Source organism: Cellulophaga sp. 20_2_10 (assembly GCF_023476645.1).
Classification (GTDB): domain Bacteria; phylum Bacteroidota; class Bacteroidia; order Flavobacteriales; family Flavobacteriaceae; genus Cellulophaga.
This window is the reverse complement of the sequence record NZ_JAMCOJ010000011.1, coordinates 88,080-114,734: the sequence shown is the minus strand read 5'-3', so window position 1 is coordinate 114,734 and position 26,655 is coordinate 88,080. Positions and strand designations below refer to the sequence as shown.

General features: G+C 33.0%; 25 protein-coding genes. 3 read left to right on the top strand and 22 right to left on the bottom strand.

Going from position 1 to position 26,655, the window contains the following annotated elements:
- Window positions 1-262 precede the first annotated feature (262 nt).
- The 7 genes from M4I21_RS16150 to M4I21_RS16120 are packed head-to-tail and all read right to left on the bottom strand — an operon-like array spanning window position 263 to window position 5,630.
- Complete coding sequence (locus tag M4I21_RS16150) at window positions 263-1,003, bottom strand: ABC transporter ATP-binding protein (RefSeq protein ID WP_249560262.1); 741 nt, start codon at window positions 1,001-1,003, stop codon at window positions 263-265.
- A gap of 46 nt (window positions 1,004-1,049) precedes the next feature.
- Window positions 1,050-2,522 carry a DUF5687 family protein gene (locus tag M4I21_RS16145; RefSeq protein WP_249560261.1) on the bottom strand — a complete coding sequence of 491 codons (1,473 nt, stop codon included), beginning with the start codon at window positions 2,520-2,522 and terminating at the stop codon, window positions 1,050-1,052.
- Between the two features lie 60 nt (window positions 2,523-2,582).
- Window positions 2,583-3,281 carry a hypothetical protein gene (locus M4I21_RS16140; RefSeq protein WP_249560260.1) on the bottom strand — a complete coding sequence of 233 codons (699 nt, stop codon included), beginning with the start codon at window positions 3,279-3,281 and terminating at the stop codon, window positions 2,583-2,585.
- Entirely contained in the window at window positions 3,278-4,009 is a 732-nt protein-coding gene (locus M4I21_RS16135; RefSeq protein WP_249560259.1) for a hypothetical protein, read from the bottom strand. Before M4I21_RS16135 ends, M4I21_RS16140 begins: the two co-directional genes overlap by 4 nt.
- Before the next feature lies 1 nt (window position 4,010).
- A complete protein-coding gene (locus M4I21_RS16130) occupies window positions 4,011-4,643 on the bottom strand; it encodes a hypothetical protein (protein WP_249560258.1) in 633 nt (210 codons plus the stop codon).
- Window positions 4,640-5,287, bottom strand: coding sequence for a hypothetical protein (locus tag M4I21_RS16125; protein WP_249560257.1), 648 nt, complete (start codon window positions 5,285-5,287; stop codon window positions 4,640-4,642). Before M4I21_RS16125 ends, M4I21_RS16130 begins: the two co-directional genes overlap by 4 nt.
- 4 nt (window positions 5,288-5,291) lie before the next feature.
- Window positions 5,292-5,630, bottom strand: a complete 339-nt coding sequence (locus tag M4I21_RS16120; RefSeq protein WP_038505492.1) for a PadR family transcriptional regulator — start codon at window positions 5,628-5,630, stop codon at window positions 5,292-5,294.
- Window positions 5,631-5,820: 190 nt separating this feature from the next.
- On the opposite strand from M4I21_RS16120, the gene M4I21_RS16115 reads away from it, so the two are divergent.
- Window positions 5,821-6,870, top strand: a complete 1,050-nt coding sequence (locus M4I21_RS16115; RefSeq protein ID WP_249560256.1) for a ferredoxin--NADP reductase — start codon at window positions 5,821-5,823, stop codon at window positions 6,868-6,870.
- A gap of 58 nt (window positions 6,871-6,928) precedes the next feature.
- Here M4I21_RS16115 and M4I21_RS16110 read toward each other — a convergent pair whose 3' ends face one another.
- The 6 genes from M4I21_RS16110 to M4I21_RS16085 form a co-directional block, all read right to left on the bottom strand.
- The gene (locus M4I21_RS16110) at window positions 6,929-7,714 is read right to left on the bottom strand and encodes a patatin-like phospholipase family protein (RefSeq protein WP_249560255.1); all 786 of its coding nucleotides are present in this window, start codon (window positions 7,712-7,714) and stop codon (window positions 6,929-6,931) included.
- Window positions 7,715-7,945: 231 nt separating this feature from the next.
- Window positions 7,946-8,932, bottom strand: a complete 987-nt coding sequence (locus M4I21_RS16105) for a phosphotransferase (protein WP_249560254.1) — start codon at window positions 8,930-8,932, stop codon at window positions 7,946-7,948.
- 1 nt (window position 8,933) lies between these two features.
- Complete coding sequence (locus M4I21_RS16100; protein WP_249560253.1) at window positions 8,934-10,004, bottom strand: nucleoside hydrolase; 1,071 nt, start codon at window positions 10,002-10,004, stop codon at window positions 8,934-8,936.
- A gap of 10 nt (window positions 10,005-10,014) precedes the next feature.
- On the bottom strand, window positions 10,015-11,463 hold the full coding sequence (locus tag M4I21_RS16095; protein WP_249560252.1) for a SusD/RagB family nutrient-binding outer membrane lipoprotein: 1,449 nt from the start codon (window positions 11,461-11,463) through the stop codon (window positions 10,015-10,017).
- An 11-nt stretch (window positions 11,464-11,474) separates the two neighbouring features.
- Window positions 11,475-14,693: a SusC/RagA family TonB-linked outer membrane protein gene (locus M4I21_RS16090; protein ID WP_249560251.1), complete on the bottom strand. Its 3,219-nt coding sequence runs from the start codon at window positions 14,691-14,693 to the stop codon at window positions 11,475-11,477.
- A gap of 97 nt (window positions 14,694-14,790) precedes the next feature.
- On the bottom strand, window positions 14,791-15,489 hold the full coding sequence (locus M4I21_RS16085; protein ID WP_249560250.1) for a TIGR04282 family arsenosugar biosynthesis glycosyltransferase: 699 nt from the start codon (window positions 15,487-15,489) through the stop codon (window positions 14,791-14,793).
- 319 nt (window positions 15,490-15,808) lie between these two features.
- Here M4I21_RS16085 and M4I21_RS16080 point away from each other — a divergent pair, with 319 nt between their 5' ends.
- Window positions 15,809-16,417, top strand: coding sequence for a TetR/AcrR family transcriptional regulator (locus M4I21_RS16080; RefSeq protein WP_249560249.1), 609 nt, complete (start codon window positions 15,809-15,811; stop codon window positions 16,415-16,417).
- Here M4I21_RS16080 and M4I21_RS16075 read toward each other — a convergent pair.
- The 4 genes from M4I21_RS16075 to M4I21_RS16060 form a co-directional block, all read right to left on the bottom strand.
- Window positions 16,401-17,204, bottom strand: a complete 804-nt coding sequence (locus tag M4I21_RS16075) for a CPBP family intramembrane glutamic endopeptidase (protein ID WP_249560248.1) — start codon at window positions 17,202-17,204, stop codon at window positions 16,401-16,403. The two genes, M4I21_RS16080 and M4I21_RS16075, sit on opposite strands and share 17 nt — an antisense overlap.
- A gap of 67 nt (window positions 17,205-17,271) precedes the next feature.
- Window positions 17,272-18,267, bottom strand: coding sequence for a glycosyltransferase family 9 protein (locus M4I21_RS16070; protein WP_249560266.1), 996 nt, complete (start codon window positions 18,265-18,267; stop codon window positions 17,272-17,274).
- Between the two features lie 37 nt (window positions 18,268-18,304).
- Window positions 18,305-18,904: a DUF4254 domain-containing protein gene (locus M4I21_RS16065; RefSeq protein ID WP_249560247.1), complete on the bottom strand. Its 600-nt coding sequence runs from the start codon at window positions 18,902-18,904 to the stop codon at window positions 18,305-18,307.
- 30 nt (window positions 18,905-18,934) lie between these two features.
- Window positions 18,935-19,873: a hypothetical protein gene (locus M4I21_RS16060; protein ID WP_249560246.1), complete on the bottom strand. Its 939-nt coding sequence runs from the start codon at window positions 19,871-19,873 to the stop codon at window positions 18,935-18,937.
- Between the two features lie 41 nt (window positions 19,874-19,914).
- Here M4I21_RS16060 and M4I21_RS16055 point away from each other — a divergent pair, with 41 nt between their 5' ends.
- Window positions 19,915-20,148 carry a DUF6341 family protein gene (locus tag M4I21_RS16055; protein WP_249560245.1) on the top strand — a complete coding sequence of 78 codons (234 nt, stop codon included), beginning with the start codon at window positions 19,915-19,917 and terminating at the stop codon, window positions 20,146-20,148.
- 99 nt (window positions 20,149-20,247) lie between these two features.
- Here M4I21_RS16055 and purD read toward each other — a convergent pair whose 3' ends face one another.
- From purD to M4I21_RS16030, 5 genes are all read right to left on the bottom strand, one after another.
- Window positions 20,248-21,519, bottom strand: a complete 1,272-nt coding sequence (purD, locus tag M4I21_RS16050; protein ID WP_249560244.1) for a phosphoribosylamine--glycine ligase — start codon at window positions 21,517-21,519, stop codon at window positions 20,248-20,250.
- A 714-nt stretch (window positions 21,520-22,233) separates the two neighbouring features.
- Window positions 22,234-23,208, bottom strand: coding sequence for a UDP-glucuronic acid decarboxylase family protein (locus M4I21_RS16045; protein WP_249560243.1), 975 nt, complete (start codon window positions 23,206-23,208; stop codon window positions 22,234-22,236).
- 8 nt (window positions 23,209-23,216) lie between these two features.
- A complete protein-coding gene (locus tag M4I21_RS16040) occupies window positions 23,217-24,569 on the bottom strand; it encodes an undecaprenyl-phosphate glucose phosphotransferase (protein WP_249560242.1) in 1,353 nt (450 codons plus the stop codon).
- A gap of 29 nt (window positions 24,570-24,598) precedes the next feature.
- Window positions 24,599-25,336, bottom strand: a complete 738-nt coding sequence (locus M4I21_RS16035; protein ID WP_249560241.1) for a WecB/TagA/CpsF family glycosyltransferase — start codon at window positions 25,334-25,336, stop codon at window positions 24,599-24,601.
- A gap of 193 nt (window positions 25,337-25,529) precedes the next feature.
- A complete protein-coding gene (locus tag M4I21_RS16030) occupies window positions 25,530-26,609 on the bottom strand; it encodes a glycosyltransferase family 4 protein (protein WP_249560240.1) in 1,080 nt (359 codons plus the stop codon).
- Window positions 26,610-26,655 lie beyond the last annotated feature (46 nt).

Sequence of the window (26,655 nt, the reverse complement as noted above, 5' to 3'; positions counted from 1 at the left end):
AGCTGTTGTTTCTTCTTTTTGACAATTAGTAATAAGGAAAACAGTAATAACTAAAAGTACTACAGGTTTTAAATAATTTATAATTTTTTTCATAATCTTGATGAAACTACAAATTAATTACTAAGACACATTACAAGTAAACCTCTAATATATAGAGGTTTTGGTTTGTAAGTAGCTTATGTTAACTTCAGTTTTGCAATTAACTAAACTACTAGTGGCTAAAGCAGATTAAAACCTACCTACGTAAAATCGTCATTGTTATTTATTCTTCGTCTTCAAAAACAGCCACTGCTGCGTCTGGTGCTTCTGCTCCAGAAAAGAAAATTTCTAGTTCTTTTAAAGTAGCAGCAGAAGTTTTAATATCTTTTATTAAATTACCCTTATCCAATACTACAATACGCTCACAAACCTCTGTAACGTGACTTAAATCGTGACTAGAAACCAACACTGTTGTATTCTGGTTTGCTGCTAAATTTTTAATTATACCTTTTAGTCTTATTTGCGTAGTAGGATCTAAATTCGCAAAAGGCTCATCTAAAATAACTACCTCAGGGCTCCCTATAAAAGAGGCTACAATACCTGCTTTTTTCTGATTTCCTTTAGACAAATCTCTTAAATATTTTTTCTGATTTAATATTTCTCCGTGGAAAAAATCCTCAAAACTATGTATTAATGCATCTACATCTGCTTTGTTTTGTCCACGTAACTCACCTATAAAGTAAAAATACTCTTCCGGAGTTAGGTAACCTATTAAAAAAGATTCATCTATAAACGCAGACGTAAAAGGTTTCCAAGCCTCACTACTATCTACTTGTACATCGTTATTAATTATATGCCCTGTAGTAGGCTGAATAAGATCTAACAACAAGCTAAAAAATGTTGTTTTACCTGCTCCGTTATTCCCAACTAAACCAAAACATTGGCCTTTTGGAATTTCTAAATTTTCTATGTTTAAAACCGTAGCTGTGCCGTATGTTTTTGTAAGGTTCTGTGCTTTTATCATGGTTTTTTATTTTTTATGGTGAAGCTCTTTAAAAGAACTAAATTATTTATGCTTTTTGTTTGTATGCGTGTATTGTTTTATACTTTTCTTTTTTGTAGATTTTTTCAATCTTATCAAAAACTATATTTCTAAATGCCATTCCTAAAATGCCCGCTGCTGCAACAAGTATATACCCTGTTGTTGCATTTACGAAGTAATATCCGGCAGCAAATATTAACATTGGCAACACCAATTTAGGAAGCGATAATAACATTGTTTTCATATTAAAAGCCTGCTTGTCTCCAAATGCTTTTTTATTAGACGTTAAATCTATTGGCATCTTTATAAATGCACCTCCTAATAGTACTAAGTGCGAGTTTACGCCTATATTATAAATAGCACCTACCAACACTGCCAGGTATGCATTTATACCAAAGAACAAGTAAAACGAAGCTAGAACAGTACTAATCACCGTTGCAATTACTATTAAATACCATTTAGAGGTAATGTAGTCTCTATACTTAATATTCTGACTCATCATTAATTGGTAATACGCACTATCCCAACTTGGTACAAACTGTCCAAATGTGAATAAGAATCCGCCTGAAACAAATATTCCACCGAATATTTGCCAAATAGGTCCGTCATAAACTTCTACTGCTCCAGAGCCAAATAATAGTCCGTAAAACAAGAATAAAAAGCTCATTAAACCAGCTGTTTTAGGTCGCTTGTTTCTTTTTATAAGTTTAATATCATTCTTTAAAAAGGTTCCCGTATTTCCAAATCTGTTTAGGAAAGACAAATCTTCTGTTCTAGCTACTGTTTGCTTGCCTTTTAAACCAGCATCTAAATACATGTTCTTTTTAAAGTAGTTAAATGCCGCAAAGTATAAACCTACAACAGCTATCCATGGTAAAGCTACCATCCAAGGAGCATTATATAGTCCGTTAAAAAATGGAGCCGTATAGTTTGTAATATCAAAAACACCAAAGTACTGACAAGCTCCTAAAGCAATAAAAACTGCTATTACAGGGTAAAAAACACTGTCTTTATTATTAACTAAAACATTAATAAAATTGCTACAATAAATAAGTGCAAAAATACCAAAGTGCCAAGCTACAACGCCAAGCGGATTATAGCCCTCTATTAGCAAGACAATAGAAAATGGCAAAAAGAAAAATGCATAACCCCAGTTAAAGAAGGAAGCGATTGTTTTACCTAAAGAATAATGAACAACTTGCCCTTTTTTAAGTGGCAAATACAGCAAGGGCTTAATGTTTGTTATAGGCATTTTCTGTATCATATATCTAATTAGTAGATCTAGTACAAAAAGATATATCATGTATTTGTTTACAACCTGCAAAGGGTCTCCCATTTCGGCTTTTTCAATAAGATAATAAGCACCAACCCCCATAAACAGGAACGCAACAATAAAATATAGCGCAAAAAAGCCCATTAATATCTTAAGAGCTAAGTTGGTTTTAAAAGAAGCCGACCTAAAAAAGGATTTCCATTGTAGGCTTAAAAAGTGTTTTAACATAATTAAGGTAGTTTGATTGTATTTTGTTAGTTGTAGCAAAAGCTAATTTGTTACACTATTTTAAATTAAATTATATTCTGGGTACGTTTCTTCTAACAATTCTTGCGCTTTACTAGGCATTACATAAGCGGTAATATAAAAAGTTAAACATGGTAAAGTAGCTGCAATGGCAATTAATGCCAACCAATAATTGTTTAGTTCACTAAAGTTAAAGCGCATTATTTGTAGAACATTAAAGATGTTTCCAAATAGCATTATAGAAACCCCATTTCCTGTATCATTAATCATCGACTCTAACATAAACACCTTTCCCTTTTTTAGCTTTTGTGCTTTCTCTTTTTTTCTTCTTTTAAATTGATGATAAAAATTTACAGCCCCCAAAATTAATATTAACCCCATTAAGACATATGATGCTTGTTTTAAATGAAGCACTAGAAAAAACAATATAAAAATTGCAATAGTGGTTAGTAGCTTTGGCAACTGGAACCATTCTTTAACAAATCCGTAAAGTATTTTGCGGTAACGATTACTCATCGCTTTTTGGCGTTTTTCTACAACATCCATAAAACCAAAAACACCAAATTTTTTAAACTCAACTTGCAAAGCATCATCAAAAGCTAACTTTGGGTTATACTGCCACTGTTCTTCAATACCATTACTTAGGTGGTCTACAAGTTCTGTTTGTAAATCGTAATGCTCTACATAATGCTTGCGTGTAAATACATATAACTCTTCTATTTGTCCTTTGGTTAGTTTCATGCTAATTTTTTATGGGCTAATTTGTATTTCTTTAATTGATTAACAAACAATTGAATAGCTGTGTAGAAAAAAGGGAATAACAATGCTAATACAAGAAATATATAGGTAAGTGAAAACTGCTCAACATCTTCCAAAAATATTTTAGGTGCAAATAACAATAGCCACACAAAACTTACACTTGTAGTACTAGACATATAAGCAGCATTAATTGTTAAAGATTTAAACATATTTTTAAGGTTGAATAAAGCAATTAAAATGGGAGTTAATGACATAACCATTAACAACCTCATTACAAATTCATATATTGCCTCAACAGCAAAATACTCCTTGGTATATAAAAACAAACCCAAAACACAAGCGTATACTATTAATGATTTGGTATTAGTAAAAAATAGCTTTAACACTTTTCGTTGAAGCTTTACAAAACCCTTAGTTAACCCTTGTCTTTTTTCTTCAATTAACTGCTTATATCCAGACGAATCTGCATACAAACTAGGAAAAGTATCCCAACCGGTATTTTCCTTGTTAAGTCTTTTTATGGTCAAATCGTTTCCAAATTTAACATGAACTGCTTGCATTGCCTTGGTAAAACTAGACCCCGCTTTCATTAGAGCTTCTACTTCATTACTAATATGGTCTAAAAGCTCCATACGAACATCCCAATATTTTACCTTATTTTTAAGAAGATAATCATCTATAAACCCTATTTGTTCTTTGTTTATTTTCATATTAAACAATAGTATAATGGTTGGTATATTTTTTATTTAACTGGAATACAACAGCAATGAAAGCCGCAGATAACCCGAGCAAGAGTGCAAAAACTATTGAAAAAAAATAGTCGTTTGTAATAATGATTTTATCATTAAAAAAAGGATTCTGAATAATATTGTAAACTTGAAAAATTAGAATTAATATGCATCCAGCTCTTTCAATTCCAGAAAAACGTTGCTTACGCTTTTTTAACACTACAATGTAATATATTAGTATAGCAATTATTAAAAAACCAAATGGTATAAACTTTAATATTTTCTTATCTCCTAGAGGAAAAAACTGTATTAAAAGGAAAAAGCTGACTACCATAACACAGATATTTAATGGCGCTATAAACTTTTTAAAAAGCGATTTAAGTACTATTTTATCTGTAGTTTTTTTAAACTGCTTATTGCACTGTAACAACTCTTTTTTATGCACAACCATATACGCCTTAAAAGCATCATAAAACGTAAGGTTCTTACTATCCATTTCGTCTAATACCGCAGTAGCAACATGATCTACCATTTCCGTTCTGACATCTGTAAACATAATATCAGAATTTTTAAGGTAAGTGTCTATAAATTGTATGTCTTCTTTGGTTAGATTCATATTAAAATCTCCTTTAAAAATTTATATTCTCTTTTAATCTTCTTCTGCTTAAATGTTACCTCAACTAAAGCCGCAATATTAAGTACTAAAGCAAAACCGATATATCCTAAAAACAATGGTGGATACTCCAAGAAAAAGTCTTTAAATGGAGAAAATATATAAAGTAGTAAATGAGGTAAACTAAAAATATTAAAGAGGTAATTAGCACTTAATAATTTTAGTTTAAGTCTATTTTTATAATGATTGTATAAGAAGAAAGTAAACTGAAAAATAATTACACCAAAAAAAGGAAACAGTACAGCTTTTTCAAACAACTCTAAACTAAGAATTGTATACAATTGAAAATATACAAAAGCTATAACAAACGTAATTAAATAGAAATAAGGCGATTTCATAAAAACCAGAACTCGCTTCCAAAGATCTTTTTGATATCCCCAATGCATGGTCTTAGCCTTAGCTTCACTAACTTGTTTACACCAACTAATTCTTTTGCGTAAAAAACTATCTAAATCTGGGTAATTATCCAGAGACTCATACTCAGATACCAAATGGTCTATTAGCTCAAACCTTACATCTACAAACTTTATATCTTTCTTTTTTAGATAATCGTTTATATTTAATATGTCTTCTTTTGTTAATTTCATACCGCTATTCTATACTCCATTTAGGGTTTACTAAATTTTGCATACTACGTATAAACTCTTCTAGTTCTGCTAATCTGTTTACGGTTTCTTTTTCACCAGCTTCGGTTAGCTTGTAATATTTACGCAAACGGTTATCAACCTTTGCAACCTCAACATCTAAAAGTCCTTCTGCTTCTAATTTATGTAAGGCTGGATACAATGCACCCTCAGTAATTTTAAGTTCTCCTTTGGTTAACTCTTTTACTTTTTGCGTAATCTCATACCCATACATCTTGCCTTTTTCTTCAAGCAACTTTAAAATAATAGTATTTAAACTACCCTTGTATAATTTAGAATTTCCCATTTTTTCTATTCTCTTCTTTTGCTCTTAAAAACAAACATCACCTAGTTATATAGCAACTTTTAGCACTAAAATTGCTCTTACGAATATATACATAATTTTCTTATGCATAAGATTTCTATGTATTAAATTTTAGTGAACTTGGTTTTTTATCAAATGGGCAATGTGTATTTTTGTAGAAAATATTTTTGTTATGAATCATTTTCACCCGTTAACGGTACAACATATAAAGGCTTTAACGCCTAGTTCTGTAGCAATTACTTTTGCTATTCCAAAAGAATTAACTCAGACTTTTAAGTTTGTTTCTGGTCAATATATCACTATAAAGAAAGATATTAAAGGAAAAGAATTACGTAGAGCTTATTCTATTAGCTCTTCTCCTAAAAAAGATTGTATTACCATTGGTGTTAAAAAAGTAGACAATGGCGGGTTTTCAGACTACGCACATTCTAAACTTAAAGAAGGAGATGTATTAGAGGTTATGCCTCCAGATGGTAGATTTGTTTTTAAACCCACCGATGCGGTTAAAAATGTTGCTGCTTTTGCTGCTGGTAGTGGTATTACTCCTATAATTAGTATTGCTAGGTCTGTTTTAGACAGCAATCCAAAAAATAAATTTGTTTTAGCGTACGGTAACAAATCTTTTGAAGAAACAATGTTTCATACGGATTTGGCTAAGCTTCAATTAGAATACAACAACAGGTTTTTTGTTCACTTTATTTACAGTCAGGAGCAAGATGAAAACTCTATTTTTGGTCGTATAGATAGGTCTACGGTAAACTATGTTACCAAAAACAAACATAAGGATATTGCTTTTGATGATATTTACTTGTGCGGACCAGAAGCTATGATTAATACCGTTTCTGATACTTTAAAAGAAAACGAAGTTAGCGAAGACAAAATACACTTTGAACTTTTTACCTCTACAGAAATTAAGGATGAAATGCCCGTAAAAGAAGGTGGCAAAACGTCTGTTACCGTTACTGTAGATGATGAAGAGTTTACTTTTGAAATGGATAAAAATACTATTGTACTAGATGCTGTTTTAAAAGAAAATATAGATGCACCTTACTCTTGTCAAGGCGGCGTATGCAGTAGCTGTATTGCTCGTGTTACGGAAGGTAAGGCTGAGATGGTGAAAAACCAGATTTTAACTGATGGTGAAATTAAAGACGGACTTATTTTAACGTGTCAAGCACATGCAACAACACCTACTTTAAAGGTAGATTTTGATGATGTTTAATTGCATTTTTCTATAAAATATAATGAAGCTGTTCTGTAAAAGAGCAGCTTTTTTAGTTTTAATACGTTTTACATTCTTTTTCAAAAACTCTGCAAGCCGCGTCGTAGCCAATTAAATACGCCTTTTCTATACCTTTACGGTCTAACAAGCCAATACGTTCTATCTCCCTAGATTCTAATAATAAGTTACAAGCTCTTAATTTTTTCTTTGCTGATGCGTATATCATTAAACCGGTAACCCTACCTGTAAGTTGTAACGAATTTTTTAAATCCTTTTCATCTAACCTACCTACAATAGACACATTACTGCCTATAATATAGTCGCACGTATGAAGTAACGGCTCTAGCGGAAAATTATTCATAATACCACCATCTGCATATAAATTACCATTAATTTGTATAGGCGAAAAAACAGGCGGTAAGGCAGCAGAAGCAAGCATTGGTCTAATTAGTTCCCCTGACGAGAAAAACTCCTCATCCCCGTCCTGAAGGTTAGTAGCCACAATATGCAATTCTCTTATTAAAGCAGAAAATGCATTCTCAGGAAAATACTTTTCAAATACGCTTATATACTTTTCTGTATCTAAAAAACCTGCTTTTGCAATAGTTAAAAAATGATAACTAAAAAGAGGTGTTTCTTTAAAGAACTTAAGCATATCATCAATAGAATTGCCATTAGCATATAAAGCACCAACCAAAGCACCCACACTACTGCCTGAAACAATTTTAGCATCAATTCCAAACTCGTTCATAGCCCTAATTAACCCAATATGAGCCATACCACGAACGCCCCCACCAGAAAGCACAAGACCAATAGATTTTGAAGTAGAAATTTTAGCTTCCATTTTATGTGTTTTTATCAAATTTACCACAAAATGCCATTAGAAAGCACTTCTTTTTTTAAACTGATTGGTTTGTTGCTCTATTCATACGATATCGTTTCTGATTAAAAAGAAACATTCAACCTAAAAAAGCCAACGCTTATAGACTTTTAGGCCAATTTGATGCTTTTGCAAAAAATAAAAACCAACTAGACAGTTGGTTTTTGATATTATAAACAATAAAAAAGAATACGCTTAATTCACTAGTATTTCACGTGCTTCAGTTAGTAATTCTACTCTCTTTTTTAAGTCAATTTCTAATGGTAGCTGTGCCAAACCTATTATTCTACGAAGCATTTCTACTGCCATATATTTATAGCATAATTCGTCATTTAAATCAGCTAAGTTTTTATATCGTTCTAGTGCTTTTTCAATTATATCTTTAGGTTGATCTGCCATTTTTAAATGCGCTAACGTAACTCCTATTTCAAACTCAGCCAAACCAAAAAAGCAAAACTCAGGATCAATAATTTTTACACCAGAAACAGTTGCCAACCAACTCCCTGGAAAATAATCGCCGTGCAATAGAATATTACCATCCTCTAAATATAATTTTCCTAGTTTTTGAACTTCTTCTTTTAATGCAGCATCTTCCTTAAACACATTTGCTTCTTTTTGCAAACCAGGCAAAACAACATCTAAATTAATACCGTTGTCTTTAAGATAAGGGTAATTAAAAATATGCTCGTGATTTAACTCGCGCATTTCACAATTTGTTATTTTGTAAGTACACGTATCTGTACTAATGCTTGTATGTAATGCAGCAACAAAATCTATTACAGCAAACAAGTCCTCTTCTAAAAAGACCTTGCCCTCTTGGTACAAATAAGTAAAGTCAGATCCGTTACCAAGATCATCCATAACCATAACGCTATTCTCCCTATCTAAACCAACAAGCTTAGGCATCATTTCTCTTAGTGCCGGTACCGTTTCTATTAACTCATAAAACTCCGCTTCTCTTAATACTCGTTCTGCTGGGGCTGCCACTTGTGGGTATTTCTCTACATACTCGCGACTTTGCTTTATTATAAAAGATCTTGTTTCTGTTAGTACACGCAGCGTAAAGTTCATGTTCCCTTCTCCAGGCTTTTCTACGGCAGTTATAACCTCATCTTCTTTGAGCCAGTTTTTACTTTTAAGGTAGCTGGTTAGGCTGTCTATATTGGTGTTTAGTTTTATCACTTTAGTTTGCTTTAAAAGTTGACATTAGTTTTTGATGAAAACCAGGAACCACATCATAACAATAGGTTACTGGCGCGCCTTCTTCTTTAGTACAAAGTAAGTACGACTTAAATGTTTCTTTATTATTCTCTTTTACGGTATCGTCTAAATTAATCTCTAAACGAGCTTGTAAAGGCTCTGATATTATGTCTTCTGGCGCAATAATGTAATGACTTGCCATAACATCAAACGGATTAAAACCATCTGCTCCTTGATTCTTCCATTGCTCTAGCCAAGGTTGTGATGCTGTTGCCAACCAACTCATCCCCGGAGTTGTAGTTTTTAATGCCTCAAGATCTTCTTGCTTTACCCAAACTTTACTAGATATTTCATACGGACAAAAAACAAGTGGCACGTTGTGCTCTAACAATACACGAAAAGCAGTATTATCCAAATCAAAATTTAAATCCTGAGCTAAAACACCTTTGTTCCCTATTTTAAAATAGTCTAGAGGTGTTCTACGACCAGCGACTAGCACAACCTCAACAATTTGAGATTGTAACTCCGGATATTTTAACAACAACAAACCAACATTGGTTGCTGGCCCTATTGCTAATATGGTCAGCGGCTGTTTTTTTAATGCAGCAGCCATTGCCTCTACGGCATCATTAGTTACCACACTATCTAAGTTTATTGCTACACCAGCACCTTTATAAACCTTAATTTTTTGTGCTGCAAACTCCTTACTTATATAGTTCCCAATAGCAAAAGCATTTTCTACGCTGTTGTTACCAAAAACAGTACTTAGACCATTAATTTTTACATTATCTGCCTGTAACAATTGTAAAACCGCATAGCCATCATCTACATCAGAATAGCCAGGTTTTCCAATATTTTTTTTACCAACAGCTAAGTCTGCATCTATCCAAACTTGTTTAACTCCGTCTACAATTCCGTTTGGCTTTGCTTGCTCAGTAGTTTCTTTTTTTGGCTCTTCTTTCGCTTCTGCCACAACATCTTTAACCTGCTCTTTGCAAGTCCAAAATACTGTAAACACGAGTAAAATACCGAGTAGTTTAATTTTTTGTTTCATAATTACCTTTCTATTTTTCCCACCAGCCCTTGCTGTTAATATTATCTCCCCCAATGCGCTCAACAGCTTCTTTATAATTTACACTATTGGTAGCTTGTTCTGACTCTGGATACAAATACCGAACGGGATATTTATCGTTATTAAAATTATCTGGACCAGCCTCTAAGTTTGGAATACCTGTTCTACGAACATTAAACCAAGCCTCGTGACCAACATTAATTAGACTTAACCATTTCTGCGTAAGTATCTTTGTAAGATCATCCGTAGAACCATTTAAAGCAACCGCTGCTCTTGTAAAATAATCCGCAGGTAATTCAACATTGTAATACTCAAAACTAGCTGTTACAGCATTTTGGTAATATGCATTTGTATCGCCTGTGATATAACCCCTAGCTGCTGCTTCTGCTAATGCGAATTGCACCTCTGAGTATTGCATATATTGCGCATCTATACCATCTGCTACATCTCTAAAAATAGAACCAAATAAAGAAATAGTAGTTAGGTCTATTCCGTTTGCATTTATGGTACTACTAGACTGTCCGTTTTGTAATCCTTTATACTCTGGTGTCGCAAAGTTTTTACTTGCTTCGGTTGGTTTGTAAAGCACCGCCACACGAGGATCGTCCCAAGCAGTTAAAACAGTTTCTACTGTCTTTGTCATTGTATGCTCTTGATACAAACCTAAAGCTGCGTTAAACATAGGAAACTGATTAGGCGCAGAAGCCAAATAAGGCACTACAGCATTGTCTGCATTAGACTGCATTAATTTACCAGAATCTGCCAAAGCCTGTAAATCTGTAAAATCTGTTGTTCTTTTACTACTACGCAATAAGTAACGTACTTGGAGTGAGTTTGCAAAACGTACCCATTTCTCTAAATCTCCCTGAAACATAATATCACCCTGAATTACGTTGTTTGTATTTTCAAGCGTGTTAACAGCTTTTTTAAGCACTGCTACTATTCCTGTTTCTGGATCTGTATAAATGCTTTCTTGTGTGTCATACTTAGGAGAAAAAGTACCTTCTAAAGCTGCTACTGCTTCTGTATATGGCACATCATTCCAAAGATCTGTTAATTGAGAAAACAAATAACTCTGCATAATATCACCAACAGCCACGTAGGCGTCGTTTGCCGCCGGGGAAGCTTTCATCGATTTAATATCTGATAATAATCTAAAAATAGCACTCCAATACTCGCTATTAGAACCCATTTCATAACGGTCTATACGTTCAAACTCAATACTTGCTGCAAATTGCGCTAAATAATTGGCCTGTCTAAACCCTTGTTGGTACGCACTTAAGTCTGACGATACAGATACCACATTGGTTAATAAAAACTGTGGATCTACATTTTCTGGTGCATTCGGATTTGTGTTTTTTTCTTCAAAATCGTTAGTACAAGCGGTAAAAACAATGCTTGCTACTGCGGTTGCTACAAATAGCTTTATATATTTTTTCATCTTTTTACGTCTTAAAATTCTGTTTTTAAACTAACACCAAAGCTTCTGGTAGACGGATATGAAAAATCTTCTACTCCGTATGTAATACTCTGCTCTTGCAAACCATTTAGTTCTGGGTCAAAATGTGGATTCTCTGTAAACAACAATAAATTACTACCTACTAAACCTATTTTTATTTTATTAAAACCAATAGCATCTACAATTTTAGCCGGGAAATTATAGTACACACTCACTTGTCTTAACTTTACGTAAGACGCACTGTAAAGTGCACTAGCCTCGTTACCGCGATCAAAAAATGCATTATTGTATGCCTGTGCGGCAACTGCTGTGGTATTTGGTGTGTATTGCGGATTATCTGCAGTACCTGTATTTACAACGCCAGAACCAATAATACCAGATTCTCTACCTTCTAATGTTTCTTTTAATACGCCAGATGTACTACCCAAAGCCTTTGTTCTAGAAACTATTGTTCCGCCTTTACGCCAATCGAACAAAAAGGTAAAATCTAATCCTTTGTATGAAAATTTGTTGTTGAAACCCATTGTAAAATCTGGATTGTAATTCCCTAACAAACGCAGGTTAGGATCTTGAACAGGAAACCCGTTAGAGTCGTGCACAATTTGCCCATCTACCTCAACAAAACCAGTACCGTACATATCGCCAACACGGCCATCTTTTTTAGCGATGTAAAAAACAGAGTTAGATCCGCCACCACCAGAAAATATATTTGCCGTACCCGTTACAAACTGGTCTACACCATCTGGCAACTCTTTAACCTTACTTTTAAACGTAGAGAAGTTTACCGAACTCTGCCATTGAAAATCGGCATTTTTAATTACAGTTCCGCTAAGTAAGAGCTCTAAACCTGTGGTTTGTACTTTACCACCATTTACGTTAAAACTACCAAAACCACTAGATTCTGATATTGGTCTAGATATAATTTGATCTACACTTGTGTTTTGGTACCCAGCAGCATCTAATTGCAATCTGCCATTAAAAAACCAAGCTTCTAGACCCGCTTCAAAAGCATTAAGACGTTCTGGTTTTAGATTTGCATTTTTTAAAACCGTCTCGTTAGTTACCCTAAAATTAGAACCGTAATTCTGATTAAATAAGAAATTCTGAGTATTTTGATACGGATTGGTATCATTACCAACACTAGCCGCACTAAACCTAAAGTTTAAATACGATATTGGCTCTGGTAATTGAAAAAGACTACTAGCTACAAAACTTAATCCGGCTGAGTAATATCCAAATGAATTGTTGTTAGATGGCAATGTGCTACTCCAGTCGTTACGATACGTAAGGTCTAAATACAATGCATTTTTATAAGACAAATTACCAGTACCGTAAACACTATTAATTCTTTTTTCAAACAGCCTGCTATCTCCTTTAAGCGGAGTTCTAGAGTTTGCTAGGGTGTAAATTCCTGGCAATGCTAGTTGTGAGGCTTCTGCATAGCTGTATTTAATTTCTTGGTCAAACCTATTTGCACCTACAGCAACAGTGTATTTTAAATCATCGTTTATAACATCTTTATAAGACAATAAAACATCTGTATTTAACTCTCTAAAATTTATATTATCTTCTCTAAAAGAACCTTGCGGATTTGCGTTTGTACTTACCGCTCTTCTAAACTCGCGCTTATCTGCATAGGTATCTATACCTGCACGTACCACAACATTTAATTTATCTGTAATATCATAAACAGCTGCAACATTACCTAAAACTCTATTTTTATTAAAGCTATTGGTGTTTTCATTAACCGTTAAATAAGGGTTTGTAAGCCACAAGTAATTAATATCATAATGCTGCACACCTTCTTGACCAGCTTGCCAGTAATTTTTTAAAGCAGAAACGTCTGCCTGCCTGCCTGTCCAGTTAAAACCATATAACGGATTCTCGTATCCGTAACCAAGGTTTGGCCTGTTACCACTGCGCGTATTTATATAGTTTACAAAAGCATTTACATTTAATTGCTCTGTTAATTTCTGATTTAAGCTAAGCGAAATACCATCACGATCTAAATCTGTGTTTGGTACAATGCCCTCGTTTCTTAAATTACTATAAGATAATCTACTGCTTCCGTTTTCGCCTGAAGAATTAATGGCTATATTGTTTTGCTTGGTAATACCAGTTTCAAAAAAATTACGCACGTTATTAGGGTTAGACTCCCAAGGTGTTGCAGTAATAGGCGTATAACTACCATCTGCATTTGTTCTAGAAATTACATCACCTGCACGCACAGGATTACCGTTAATATCTACAGAAGGACTGTTAAACTGATTTACCAATAAACCCTGATCTAACCTTGGACCGTAGCTACTTAAACCACCATCATTAACACCAGCACCTTTTCCGTTTTGAAAAGAATATTGACCGTTAGAACCACCACCGTACACATTTTGGTAATCTGGTAAGGTAAGTAAGGTTTCTATAGTAAGCGAGTTACTTGTTGTAACACCAAAACCTTTTTTATTTTTACCTCGTTTTGTAGTAATAACTACAACTCCATTTGCAGCTCTAGCACCGTAAAGTGCTGCAGAACCAGCTCCTTTTAATATAGAGATTGATGCAATATCATCTGGAGAAATTTCAGAACCACCGTTTCCAAAATCTACCTCTTGCAAAGCACCGTTGTTTACTAGGTCACTCGTAATTTGCTCGTTACTAATTGGCACACCATCTACCACAAATAAGGGCTGATTGCTTCCGCTTAGAGAATTCTCACCACGAATTACAATTCTAGATGAAGAACCAACTCCAGAAGAACCATTTGTTATTTGCACTCCGGCTACTTGCCCAGCTAAACTGTTTACTACATTGGTTAATGTTACTTCTGTTAATTTGTCTGATGATACTCTGGTTACCGCAGACACCAAAGATTGTTTTTCTCTCTCTATTCCCAAAGCAGTTACTACAATTTCGTTTAACTGTTCGTCAGAAGCCATTAGTGTAATACTTGCCGGAAAATTACCGTTAGTAATAGTAATTTCTTTGCTTGTAAACCCAATAGATGATACTTGTATCACAAAGCTAGTAGAGCTTGTTTGTAGTGTAAAGTCGCCATCTATAGTTGTGGTTGTATAATTTTCTTTGCCTATTTCTTTTACCGTAGCAAAAGGTATTGGTTCGTTATCTTGATCTACTACCGTAGACGTATAGGTATTTGTTTGCGCAAATACCATAAAGGCAAATAGCTGCATCACAGCTACTATTGCTATTTTCATAATTGAATGTACTAAGGTTGATAAATTAACTTATAAGCGCCTACTACCAGTTATAAATCTGCTAGTAGTTACTTACAATATGTGTTCTGTTGCTAATTTATGAGTTGGGCGGACCTCTACGTAAAAATGAGGATGCGTAAAACGAAGAAACAAGATTGTACCTTGTTTTTATTTTAATTATTGATTTTGCACCTAAATGAAGAACAATAAAAGTACTTAAAACCGAATTAGGATTTGCATATGCGTAATCTATTGCTGATGCTGTAGTATCTAAATCTTGAAGCGTTTCTAATACACCAAAAGAAATGCTCTCTGCAGTTGCTAATTGACTTATCTTTTTAGATAACTTAGAAGTTAACCAAGGTAAATTTTTAAACGTTTCTTCATTAAAAATACTCTTATGTATCCCAAACAAGTAAATACCACCATCTTTAGCAGGGCCAAATACTACTTTTTTAGTAGTCATTACATCCACAGCTTGTTGTATGTGTTTAGCTGTTAAATTTGGCGTATCATTACCAATAGAAATTACATTGGTGTACCCTTCTGCATAAAGGTTTTTATAAGCGTTGGTATAACGCTCTGCAAAAGTATTTCCTTGTTGCTGCGTTTCATCTAACCAAACAACATCTACATTACTTTTATTTGCAACCTTTAAAGTGTTCTTAATTAAAAGGTCAAAAAACTGTGTAGAGACTTCTCGTTTTTCACCACCAAACAACGGCTTCCTTTCTGCTTCTAATTTAGCTGAAAGGGAAAAAACTAGTAAAACAGTTTTGTTCTGGTGTAGTTTCATTGTGGTTGCTTGGTCGTTAAAAAATAGAAACCTTAATTTCTTTTATAAAAATAGCATAGAAATTTTTAATTAGATACTTTTTGTAAGACAATTACTATAATTACAACGCAAAATCCGCTAATTTTGATATTTATTTCATCTTTTACACAATAATAAAACAAACTAGGTAGTTTATATAGTTGTATAAACTATATTTTTATTTTGAATATTACGTAGTTTATCGTTTCCCCAGCCATTTACAACCTATAAATATATTTTGATGCAAAAAAGAGAACCTTGCAACAAACTAACTAGTCTATTTAATTAAAAAAGTAGCGAAATGGAAAAGAACTTAAAACGAATGGCAACAATGCAGAGAATGCAGTCTGTTGGCCTAGCTATATTTTACAAAAACGGGTATTATGATACTAGCGTAGATGACGTGTTAAAAGAACTATCGTTATCTAAAGGCGCATTTTATTATCACTTTAAATCTAAGGAAGAATTTTTTATAAGTATTCTACAGAACATTATTTTTCAGAAAGTATATAGCGAGTTAATTGCTCCTTTTGAAGGACAAGAAAACCCTGCTGTAATTTTAGATAAGTGTCTTGATAATGCCCTAGAAACAGCTGAACACAACCAATTAGACAATGGTTTTGTGTTAAGTAATTTTATGACCGAGTTTAGCGGTAAAAATGAAACCGTTGTAAAGCTCCTTAAAGAGATTTTTAAGGTCTGGGAAGTAAATCTTATTACCAACTTGCAAAAGGGTAAAACAGATGGTTATATAGACCGCCACGTAGATAGTGATGCGGTGGCTAGCTTTTTAATGTCTTCCTATATGGGTGTGCGCTTATTAATGGTAGAAGGCAATCCTAAATTACTACGCTACAAATACATTCAGCAATTGCGTAGTTATTTTAAAACTATTACTGTGAAGCGGTAGAGGTTGAATTATGGCTTTTTAAGGTGTTTTTTAGCATAATTGAAGAAATAATTAAAATAATAACTGAAACTACTATTATATATACTGATAAATCTCCATAAACATCATTAATTGGACTAATTACAGACTTAGCATTTTTAAAATTAATATATCCAGCAACAAAGCTAGTTAGGTTAGCCAAAAAATGTAGAACAATTGTATACCCAATACTTTTTGTTTTGTAATACATATACCCAAAAAATAGGCCTAGTAATAATGCATTTATTATCTGAGAAGGTAAAAAGTGTATAACTGCAAACAAAATTGTAGACACAACAATAGCTTTCTTAACTGAATATTTTAACAAAAAACCTTTTAAGAATAAGCCTCTAAATAAAATCTCTTCTAAAACAGGAGCAAAAATAATTGTAGAAATAGTAAATGGTAAATTATTAAAAGGATTAGTCAACTCCTCTCCAGCCCCATTAAATAATGGTAATAAAAACGATTTGAAAATAGGGGTAGAAATTCCAAGAACATATGTAACTACAACAAGTGAAGAGAGAAACAACAATTGATAATTCTTTACACGAAAAGAGAATTTTACTGATACCCCTCTTTTCTTATTCACGATATAAATTACAAGAAAAGTGCATAAAAAGCTTAGTATAAAATTTAAGGTGACTTTAAAGTCTAAATTGTCTGTAAATAAACCTAATACTGACACAATAATGCCGTTGATAACAAAAAATATTAAAAATACTAATAGAGATTGTATAATTGAATTAGGAAATAATTTTTTATCCATACTTCTTTAATTAAACTTTAAAATAATTTTACACTAAACTATGTATGAATATCACAATCCCAAATAACTACCCAACAACCTCCAAAATCTTTTTCACAACATCGTCTGCCAGTATGGTTTCCATAGTTTTTTCATAACCAGGCGGAAATTTATTACCGTAAACAGATGTTGGTATAAGTGGGTAATTTTCTCTGTTTGCTAACAATGCATTTGTGCTTTGCTGCGCAAATGGGTAAAAGCCAGCAAATGGGTGTGTAACTCCCCAAAGTGTTATTGTAGGTACCGCAAACATTGCACTTAGGTGCGCGTTACCACTATCCATAGCTAACATAACGTCTAAGTTTGAGATTAAAGAGAGTTCTTCTGTAAAGCTTAGTTTTTTAACCACAGAAACACAATTGCTATAGGTTTGCTCCCAGTTTCCTAAAACTTCTTTTTCTTTATCTCCTCCACCAAAAAGAATAATAGTATAAGTATTGGCCTCATTGAATTGAGACACCACTTTTTCCATTAATGGCAATGGGTACGTTTTTCCCTCAAAAGCTGCAAATGGTGCAATACCTATCCATTTTTTAGGTTCTTTTGGTAGTAATGCAAGCGCGGTATCAGATAATTTTTCTTTTGCTAAAGCGCAAGAATCATCAAGCTGAATAGGAAATCCTAATTTGCTAAAAACAGAAATGTAACGTTGCTGCGTAGTTTTTAGTTGCTTAAACACTTTGTTTTTACTTGCTGTAAGTGCTTTTTTATCGGCTCTGCCTTTATCAATTTGTACAAAAGGAATACCTGAAAATTTAAAGAACTGTTTTAAAATATTAGAACGCAAAACATTATGCAAGTCGGCCACAGCTGTAACCTGCATTGCTCTAAGTTCTTTATACAATTTAAAAAGACCAGCTACACCCTTGTGTTTGCCTTTTACATCTGCTTCGTAAACGTGTACATTAGGTAATTGTGCAAACATAGGCGTAAAAAACTGCCTTGTTAAAACGGTAACTTTTAAGTTTGGATTTTGCTTTAATAAACCGTTAACCACAGGGACCGTCATTGCAACGTCTCCCATAGCAGATAAGCGTATTATTAAAATATGTTCTTGAGGTTTACTTTCCACGAAGCACAGGGTTTAGCTCGTCATCATTATACATTTTCATTTGTTTGTAAACTTTCATGTACTTGGTTCCAGCTTCAATATCTGCGAGTAATTGATCTACCGCTGTAGAAAGGTCTTTCTTTTGTTCTAACAAAACGTCTAATTTAACTTGACATTTTTGTTTGTGCTCTACAGAAGCATCTGTCCTAGTTGCTTCTTCTTGCATATGATACACTTTTAATGCTAGAATAGACAACCTATCTATAGCCCAAGCCGGACTTTCTGTGTTTATAGTAGCACCTTCTTTTACTTGTACTGATTGGAATTTACCCAAGAAATAACTATCTATATATTCTACTAAATCTGTACGATCTTGATTGCTGGCATCAATTTTACGTTTTAAAACTAACGCACTAGCAGGGTCTATATTAGGATCTCTAATAATATCCTCGTAATGCCATTGCACCGTATCTATCCAGTTTTTTCTGTACAATAAATGCGCTATCTCATCTTTTGGATATGGGTTTTCAAAAGGTTGATACACATCATCTAAAATGTGGTATTTATCTATACTTTCGTTAAATATTTTAAAGGCGAAATCACTAAACATGCTGTCAATTTTAGACAAATATACCAATTTTTACTTCAGTAAAACCTTAAATACAAATACAGATATTGGCACTAGAATAGCCACAAGCAGGGCAAATTCTTTAAAACGAGGTTTGCGAATAATATCTACATAGTTGGTTAAGAAGACAGCAGCCGGAAAAAAGGTAACCATAATAGGAAAAGAATTCATAGACACCTCAAACAAGGTTACAAATATGCCAATAGTAAAAGAAATAGCAACTAAACGCATACTAGCTAAACGCCCGGCTCCTGTTTTACCCAATTTAACACTACTATAAATACCCACAAAAATAACTATGATAAGGTAAATTAACAGCACAGAGGTCTTACCCCACTCCGAAAACATACTAGGCTCTAAATCTATATTAAACACATAATGTTCCTGTATAAATTGAAGCTTATCTACAGCAGATAAAAAAGCAACCGTTAACAAACCAACAGCAACAAAGGCAGAAAAAGGAATAAACCAATTTCTTATGTTTTTAGGTTCGTAAATATAAACAGCTATAAATACCCAAACTAGATATAACATAGCCCAATCATAAAAAAGACTCGCTACAATTATCCACATTGCTGCATCAAAGATTTTATACTTAATTTCTTTTAAAGATTTTAAACTGATCAGTTTTCTAGTAGCCAAAACAAGAAAAAAGCTGCATAAAATAGCGTTAGAGTCTAACAAAGATTCTGGAAAAAAAATACATAACAAACCATAAAAAAGGACCGCAAAAGAGTTCGCCTTGGTAATTTTATTGCGCTTTACTATAAAATTAACAGCAAAAAATGTGGCAAAAAGGGCCAAAAATATGCCTAAATTTGAAAATAGTAACTCGGGTGTAAATACAACGTCTTTGCCCAGAAAACGCACCAAACAATAGGATACAAACAAGAGTGTAAGTACAATTATGTAATTAATAGGTTTTGTTTTTCCAAAAAAGCTTGAAATCATCTAGAGTTTTTATATTTTTGCAGGGTAAATATACATATAAGATGAAAACATTTTTTAAAGCAATAGAGGATTTATTTGTTAATGTACTTTTTGCACCTTTGGATGCTTTACGTGCATTGGAGCTAGAAAGTTGGTGGGCAGCAAATACGCTTAACTGGATTTTTATGATTATTGGTGCCGTAGCAATGGTATATTGGATGTTACAACTTAAGGACCATTCTAATAAAAATGAAGAAGATAAGAGTGTAACCGCACATTCTTTTATTAAAATTTAAATATTTATTTAGCTGTACCGGCTAAACTTATATATAAAAAACCCAACTATATACACAAGGTATGTTAGTTGGGTTTTTATTTATGTTAGGTTTTGACTCCTACAAATCGAAACCTAAATCTTTTCTATAGTTCATTTTATCAAAATGAAGCTTTTCTACGTTTTTATACGATTGTGCCAATGCATCTTTAAAGTTAGCACCAAATGACGTTACAGCCATTACACGACCACCGCTAGTAACAACTTTACCATTTTCTAATGTTGTACCCGCGTGGAAAACAATAGAGCCATCTACAGTATCTAATCCTGTAATTTCTTTTCCTTTCTCATACGCCTCTGGATAACCACCAGAAACCGTCATTACAGTAGTTGCAGTTCTTTCATCAATCTTAATATCTATTGTATCTAGTGTCTGATTTGCAACTGCCGTAAACACATCGACTAAATCATTCTCTATTCTTGGTAAAACAACTTCAGTTTCAGGATCTCCTAAACGTACGTTATACTCTATAACTTTTGGTTCGTCACCAACTTTTATCAACCCAATAAAAATAAAGCCTTTGTATGGTAAATTATCTTTTACAAGTCCGTCTACCGTTGGTTTTACTACTTGTGAGTGTATTTTACTCATAAACTCTTCACTAGCAAAAGGAACAGGAGAAATTGCTCCCATACCACCTGTATTTAAGCCCGTATCTCCTTCGCCAATACGCTTGTAATCTTTAGCTGTTGGCAATACTTTGTAGTTTTTACCATCTGTAAGTACAAAAACACTTAGTTCTATTCCGTCTAAAAATTCTTCTATAACAACAGTAGTACTAGCATCCCCAAATTTAGAATCTACCAACATAGACGCTAATTCCTTTTTAGCTTCGTCTAAATCTTGTAAAATTAAAACACCTTTACCAGCCGCTAATCCATCTGCTTTTAAAACATAAGGAGCTTTTAGAGTTTCTAAAAAAGCTTGTCCGTCTGCCAGAGTTTCTGCTGTAAAACTTTTATATGCTGCTGTAGGTATGTTATGACGCATCATAAATTCCTTTGCAAAGTCTTTACTACCCTCTAAAGTTGCAGCTGCCTTTTGTGGTCCTATTACAGGAATATTTTTTAGGTCGATGTCGTTTAAAAAGAAATCGTGTATACCATTAACCAAAGGATCTTCTGGGCCAACAATAACCATATTTATGTGCTCTGTTAGAACAACTTCTTTAATAGCTTGAAAATCGTTTACACCAATTGGTATATTCTTTGCGATTGAAGCAGTCCCAGCATTACCAGGTGCTACAAAGAGTTTGCTAAGCTTTTTACTTTGATTTAGTTTCCAAGCAATAGTGTGTTCTCTACCGCCAGATCCAAGGATAAGAATATTCATAATGTAAAAGTTTGTTCAAAAATACAGTATGACGAATTAATATCCTTTAAAAAAGAAGAAAAAAGACCGCTTTGTTGTTAGATTCAAGAAACAAGACCGCTACGCTGTTAGAATCAAGATATAAGACGAAACTCTTTTATCTATGATCTATTTTCTCTTCTCTATTTTTTCTTCTCTTAACTCTAGAAAAAGAAAAAAGATCGCTACGCTGTTAGAACAAAGAATATAGACTTACTGTCGCGGAAATAGATTCAAGACCGTTTCACTACTAGATTCAGGATGCAAGACAAAAATATCTTTTATCTATTCTCTGTTTTCTTGACTCTTGACTCTTGACTCTTGACTATAAAAAGAAACAAGACCGCTACGCTGTTAGAAAAAAGAATATAGACTTATTCTTGCGGAAATTAGATTCAAGACCGTTTCACTGCTAGATTCAGGATACAAGATCAAAATCTCTTTTTATCTATACTCTATTCTCTGTTTTCTTGACTCTTGACTCTTGACTCTTGACTCTTGACTCTAAAAAGAAAAAAGATCGCTACGCTGTTAGAACAAAGAATATAGACTTACTCTTGCGGAAATTAGATTCAAGACCGTTTCACTAATAGAATCAAGAAACAAGACCGCTACGCTGTTAGAAACAAGATATAAGACGAAACTCTTTTATCTATGCTCTCTGCTCTATTTTCTGTTTTCTGTTTTCTTGACTCTCTATTTAGAAAAATCTCTATGTTCTTTATCCTGAAGTTCTTCAGGAGATAATGACTTAAAATAATCGAAAACTATTTTTAATCCTTCCGACCTAGAAACCTGTGGTTCCCAATCTAGCAATTCCTTTGCTTTTGTAATATCTGGCTGTCTTTGCATTGGATCATCTGTTGGCAATGGCTTGTAAATTACCTTTTGATCTGTTCCTGTAAGTTTTATAATTTCTTCTGCAAATTTACCTATAGTGGTTTCATGCGGATTACCAATATTAACGGGGTAACTATAATCGCTCATTAAAAGCCTATAAATACCCTCTACTTGATCATCTATATAACAGAAGGACCTTGTTTGCTTTCCGTCGCCAAAGACCGTTAAATCTTCTCCTCGTAAAGCCTGACCCATAAACGCTGGTACAACACGACCATCGTTTAGTCGCATTCTTGGTCCGTAGGTATTAAAAATACGTACTATTCTAGTTTCTATTCCGTGAAAACGATGGTATGCCATAGTAATAGACTCCATAAAACGCTTTGCCTCATCATACACACCACGTGGCCCAACTGGACTAACATTACCGTAATATTCTTCAGTTTGCGGGTGCACTAATGGATCTCCGTATACTTCAGATGTAGAAGCAACTAGTATTCTTGCATTCTTTTCTTTTGCTACCCCTAATAAATTATGTGTACCTAAAGCACCCACTTTAAGCGTCTCAATCGGAATTTTTAAATAATCTATTGGACTTGCAGGTGATGCAAAATGTAATATATAATCTAGTTTACCTGGAATATGAATAAACTTAGAAACATCATGGTGTTGAAACTCAAAATTCTCTAATGGAAAAAGGTGCTCAATATTTTTTAAGTCGCCCGTAATTAAATTATCCATTGCAATTACGTAGAAACCTTCTTTTATGAACCTGTCGCATAAGTGAGATCCTAAAAATCCTGCTGCTCCAGTTATAAGTACTTTTTTCATTGTATGTATTAATATGCCTTTTCTTCTCCAGAAACAGCGTTAAGTACGGTTTGTACTATAATTTTTAAATCTAAAAATAAAGACCAGTTTTCAATATAAAAAATATCGAATTTGGTTCTATTTAATATGTCTTCGTCTTTTTCTATTTCTCCTCTGTACCCTCTTACTTGTGCTAAGCCGGTAATACCTGGTTTTACAAAGTGTCTTACCATGTATTTATTTACTTTAGTTGCATACTCACTTGTATGCTTTACCATATGCGGTCGTGGACCAACAACAGACATAGACCCAAATAATACGTTATAGAACTGAGGCAACTCATCTATACTAGTTTTACGTATAAACCGACCCACTTTGGTAATACGCATATCGTTTTTAGTAGCCATATGGTTATCTGCATCATTGTTTGGTGCCATAGACCTAAACTTATAACAGTAAAACTCTTCATTATCTACACCGTTTCTTTTTTGTCTAAAAAAAACAGGGCCTTTAGACTCTATACTTATGATAATTGCCATTAAAGGGATAAGCCAAGATAAAAGGAAAACAATAACCAGTAAAGCAAAAACCACATCGAACAATCGTTTTACAAAGGAATTTATCCCTTCGTGCAAAGGAATTTCACGTAACGAAAGTACTGGTATGTAGTCATAGTACTCGAATTTTAATTTTTTAGAAAAGATGTTTTTATTATCTGGTATAAACTTTAAGGTTTTTAAATTGTTATCCGCGAAATTAATAAGGTTTGTCATTTCCTTGTTGGTTAACTCTGAAACCGAACAATAAATTTCATCTATATTATTTTTAGAGATATACTCAAAACTATCATCTAGATTAAAATCATCTACCTTAGTTGAAAACTGTTTAAAAAACTGAAAACCATATTCTACACGCTCCCTAAAAACGTTTACCAACTGATCTGCCTTTTTGTTTTTACCAATCACAACAACGTTTCTTAAATTACCTTTTATCCTTTTTCTGTAACTCATTAAAAGGTAATAATTTAAAAACTTGACAATAGATATTACCAGGCCTACATACAAAAAGTACTTACCTAGATTAAGTCTACTAATATTGGGCTGCTTAAAAAAACCTATAAAAGCATATAATATTAAAAAGAAAAAAACAAATTGAGTAAACAGTAGTATTAGTATCCTGGTTGCCTTACTATATCTATATACCTCATAAAAATTACTTTTTAATGATAATACAATCCAAGCTCCGGATAGGTAAAAATGAAATAGTAGTGCATTCTCAAAATTAATAGGCAGGTAAAAAGCAAATAGATTTATAATAAGCAAATCTAGCCCATATGATAATGGAATTAATAAAGAAGAAAATCTGTGTTGGTTAGATAGCATTTAGTGAGTTGATGTAAAAGTCAAAGATATTAACTTTTTAATCTTTCCTTTAAAACTAGGTACATAAATTTAGAATTACCAATTAAATAACGTTTCCACATTCGCTTTGGCTCTTGGGCAAACCTATAAAACCATTCCAAACCATAATTTTGCATCCACAATGGAGCACGCTTTACCTTACCTGAAACAACATCGAAACTACCGCCAACTCCCATAACAAAGTTCACTTTTTTTAAAAGCTCTTTATTTTCGTACAAAAAGTTTTCCTTAGTAGGAGAACTAATAGCCACAAATAGGATGTTTGCTCCACTCTCAGCTATTTCTCGAGCAATATCCTGCTCTTCTTCTTTTTTAAAATAACCATTCCTATAACCAGCAACAATATCTGAAGAATACTGATTTGAATATATATTTACAACCTCCTTAACCACTTCTTCTTTTGCTCCAAAGAAAAATACTTTATATTTCTTTTTAGCAGCCAAAGCAACCAGGTTAACCATAAGGTCTATGCCCGCAACACGTTCTTTTAATGGTTTTTTTAAAATTTTAGAGGCCCACACTACTGCCTGGCCATCTGCATTAATTAAGTCGCTTTCATTAACACTTTGGCGCAATTGCATATCTCTCTGCATTGCTACTATCTTTCCTGCATTCACAACTACATGGTGTAATTGTTCTCCTTTAGAAATTGTAGCATCTATAATTTCTAAAGTCTCTTCCATACTTAAATTATGAATATGGGTGTTAAGTATGTTTATATCTTTCATTATAGAAAATTAAATTTACGTAAAGGCTACATGTAAAACATCTTTTATTTTTACAAAAAAAATCTTCTTTTTATTTAATCTAAATAAATAGTATTAATAGCTATTATTAACCTGAACTCAAATTAATACATAATTAAGCAATCGAAAAAAAATACTTTATTCATTACAAACTTAAAAACAAAAATAGAATACATTATAAAATAACAATTTCTTTTAATTTTAAAATTAAATTTTTAGTAACATATTTAGAGTCATACTTCTCAGAAGTATTTATAGCATTTAGTGAAAACTCATTTTTTTTAATATCACTAAATACGGAATATTGTTTTATACAATCTGCTAAGTCTTGTATATTACCAGGCTCAAATAAAAATCCATTAAAATTATTTTTAACATATGTTTTTATTCCTGCTATACCACTTCCAATAACAGGTATTCCGCAACTCATAGCTTCTAAACCAACCAAACCGAGACTTTCTGACAACTTACTAGGAAAAACAAAAACGTCTAATTCATTATAAAAATCGCACAACTGATTTTGATCCAATACACCAACATAAATAATTTTTTGTTGAAGTTTATTAACGGAAATTAAGTCAAGTAATTCATCTACATCGTCTCCCCTTCCTGCAATTAGAGCCTTAAAATTTACCCCATCTTTTTCAAGAATTCTCAATGCATTAACAAAATCATCCCATCCCTTATTTTTATCAATCCTAGATACAAAACCAAGCCTAAATTCCTTGTTAGACTCTTTATTTATTTTACAGTAAAAGGTTTCCCTGTTTATACCCCCAGAAGGGGATACAAATACATTTTCTTCCTCAAGAGATAAATATTGTTTTAAGATTAGCTCCTTAAAATATTGAGAAGGCACAACTATTAAGTCTATTTTTTTTAACAACCGCTCGTTCAATTTATCAATATACTTATCCTTAGACTTAGTAACGTCCGATCCATGGGTATTAATAATTATAGGTTTACTTTTTCCAAATAAAAAAAGTAAGAACAATAAGATAGGTGTATTATGTGATAAATAATGGACATAAATGACATCATAATCTTTTTTTATAAAATTAAAGCCAATTGAAATATAGTATTTTGCATATTTTAATATTTTACCAAATATCAAATGAGATTTACCAAAAATTAGCGAATAGCACGAAAACCGCATGCCCTGAGCCAACAATTGGTCTCTAAAGTTTTTAACAAACACACCATAAACGGGATCTTTGGAAGATGGAAACATATTGGATATTAAAAATATTTTCATTTTTTTGACATTAGTGATTCATTAAGACAATTTTATTTTCTCTAAC

What these genes read in the sequence shown, in the direction of transcription:
- M4I21_RS16150 (WP_249560262.1), bottom strand. Translation starts at nt 1,003, where the DNA reads ATGATAAAAGCACAGAACCTTACAAAAACATACGGCACAGCTACGGTT.
- M4I21_RS16145 (WP_249560261.1), bottom strand. Translation starts at nt 2,522, where the DNA reads ATGTTAAAACACTTTTTAAGCCTACAATGGAAATCCTTTTTTAGGTCG.
- M4I21_RS16140 (WP_249560260.1), bottom strand. Translation starts at nt 3,281, where the DNA reads ATGAAACTAACCAAAGGACAAATAGAAGAGTTATATGTATTTACACGC.
- M4I21_RS16135 (WP_249560259.1), bottom strand. Translation starts at nt 4,009, where the DNA reads ATGAAAATAAACAAAGAACAAATAGGGTTTATAGATGATTATCTTCTT.
- M4I21_RS16130 (WP_249560258.1), bottom strand. Translation starts at nt 4,643, where the DNA reads ATGAATCTAACCAAAGAAGACATACAATTTATAGACACTTACCTTAAA.
- M4I21_RS16125 (WP_249560257.1), bottom strand. Translation starts at nt 5,287, where the DNA reads ATGAAATTAACAAAAGAAGACATATTAAATATAAACGATTATCTAAAA.
- M4I21_RS16120 (WP_038505492.1), bottom strand. Translation starts at nt 5,630, where the DNA reads ATGGGAAATTCTAAATTATACAAGGGTAGTTTAAATACTATTATTTTA.
- M4I21_RS16115 (WP_249560256.1), top strand. Translation starts at nt 5,821, where the DNA reads ATGAATCATTTTCACCCGTTAACGGTACAACATATAAAGGCTTTAACG.
- M4I21_RS16110 (WP_249560255.1), bottom strand. Translation starts at nt 7,714, where the DNA reads ATGGAAGCTAAAATTTCTACTTCAAAATCTATTGGTCTTGTGCTTTCT.
- M4I21_RS16100 (WP_249560253.1), bottom strand. Translation starts at nt 10,004, where the DNA reads ATGAAACAAAAAATTAAACTACTCGGTATTTTACTCGTGTTTACAGTA.
- M4I21_RS16095 (WP_249560252.1), bottom strand. Translation starts at nt 11,463, where the DNA reads ATGAAAAAATATATAAAGCTATTTGTAGCAACCGCAGTAGCAAGCATT.
- M4I21_RS16090 (WP_249560251.1), bottom strand. Translation starts at nt 14,693, where the DNA reads ATGAAAATAGCAATAGTAGCTGTGATGCAGCTATTTGCCTTTATGGTA.
- M4I21_RS16085 (WP_249560250.1), bottom strand. Translation starts at nt 15,489, where the DNA reads ATGAAACTACACCAGAACAAAACTGTTTTACTAGTTTTTTCCCTTTCA.
- M4I21_RS16080 (WP_249560249.1), top strand. Translation starts at nt 15,809, where the DNA reads ATGGAAAAGAACTTAAAACGAATGGCAACAATGCAGAGAATGCAGTCT.
- M4I21_RS16075 (WP_249560248.1), bottom strand. Translation starts at nt 17,204, where the DNA reads ATGGATAAAAAATTATTTCCTAATTCAATTATACAATCTCTATTAGTA.
- M4I21_RS16070 (WP_249560266.1), bottom strand. Translation starts at nt 18,267, where the DNA reads ATGGGAGACGTTGCAATGACGGTCCCTGTGGTTAACGGTTTATTAAAG.
- M4I21_RS16065 (WP_249560247.1), bottom strand. Translation starts at nt 18,904, where the DNA reads ATGTTTAGTGATTTCGCCTTTAAAATATTTAACGAAAGTATAGATAAA.
- M4I21_RS16060 (WP_249560246.1), bottom strand. Translation starts at nt 19,873, where the DNA reads ATGATTTCAAGCTTTTTTGGAAAAACAAAACCTATTAATTACATAATT.
- M4I21_RS16055 (WP_249560245.1), top strand. Translation starts at nt 19,915, where the DNA reads ATGAAAACATTTTTTAAAGCAATAGAGGATTTATTTGTTAATGTACTT.
- purD (WP_249560244.1), bottom strand. Translation starts at nt 21,519, where the DNA reads ATGAATATTCTTATCCTTGGATCTGGCGGTAGAGAACACACTATTGCT.
- M4I21_RS16045 (WP_249560243.1), bottom strand. Translation starts at nt 23,208, where the DNA reads ATGAAAAAAGTACTTATAACTGGAGCAGCAGGATTTTTAGGATCTCAC.
- M4I21_RS16040 (WP_249560242.1), bottom strand. Translation starts at nt 24,569, where the DNA reads ATGCTATCTAACCAACACAGATTTTCTTCTTTATTAATTCCATTATCA.
- M4I21_RS16035 (WP_249560241.1), bottom strand. Translation starts at nt 25,336, where the DNA reads ATGAAAGATATAAACATACTTAACACCCATATTCATAATTTAAGTATG.
- M4I21_RS16030 (WP_249560240.1), bottom strand. Translation starts at nt 26,609, where the DNA reads ATGAAAATATTTTTAATATCCAATATGTTTCCATCTTCCAAAGATCCC.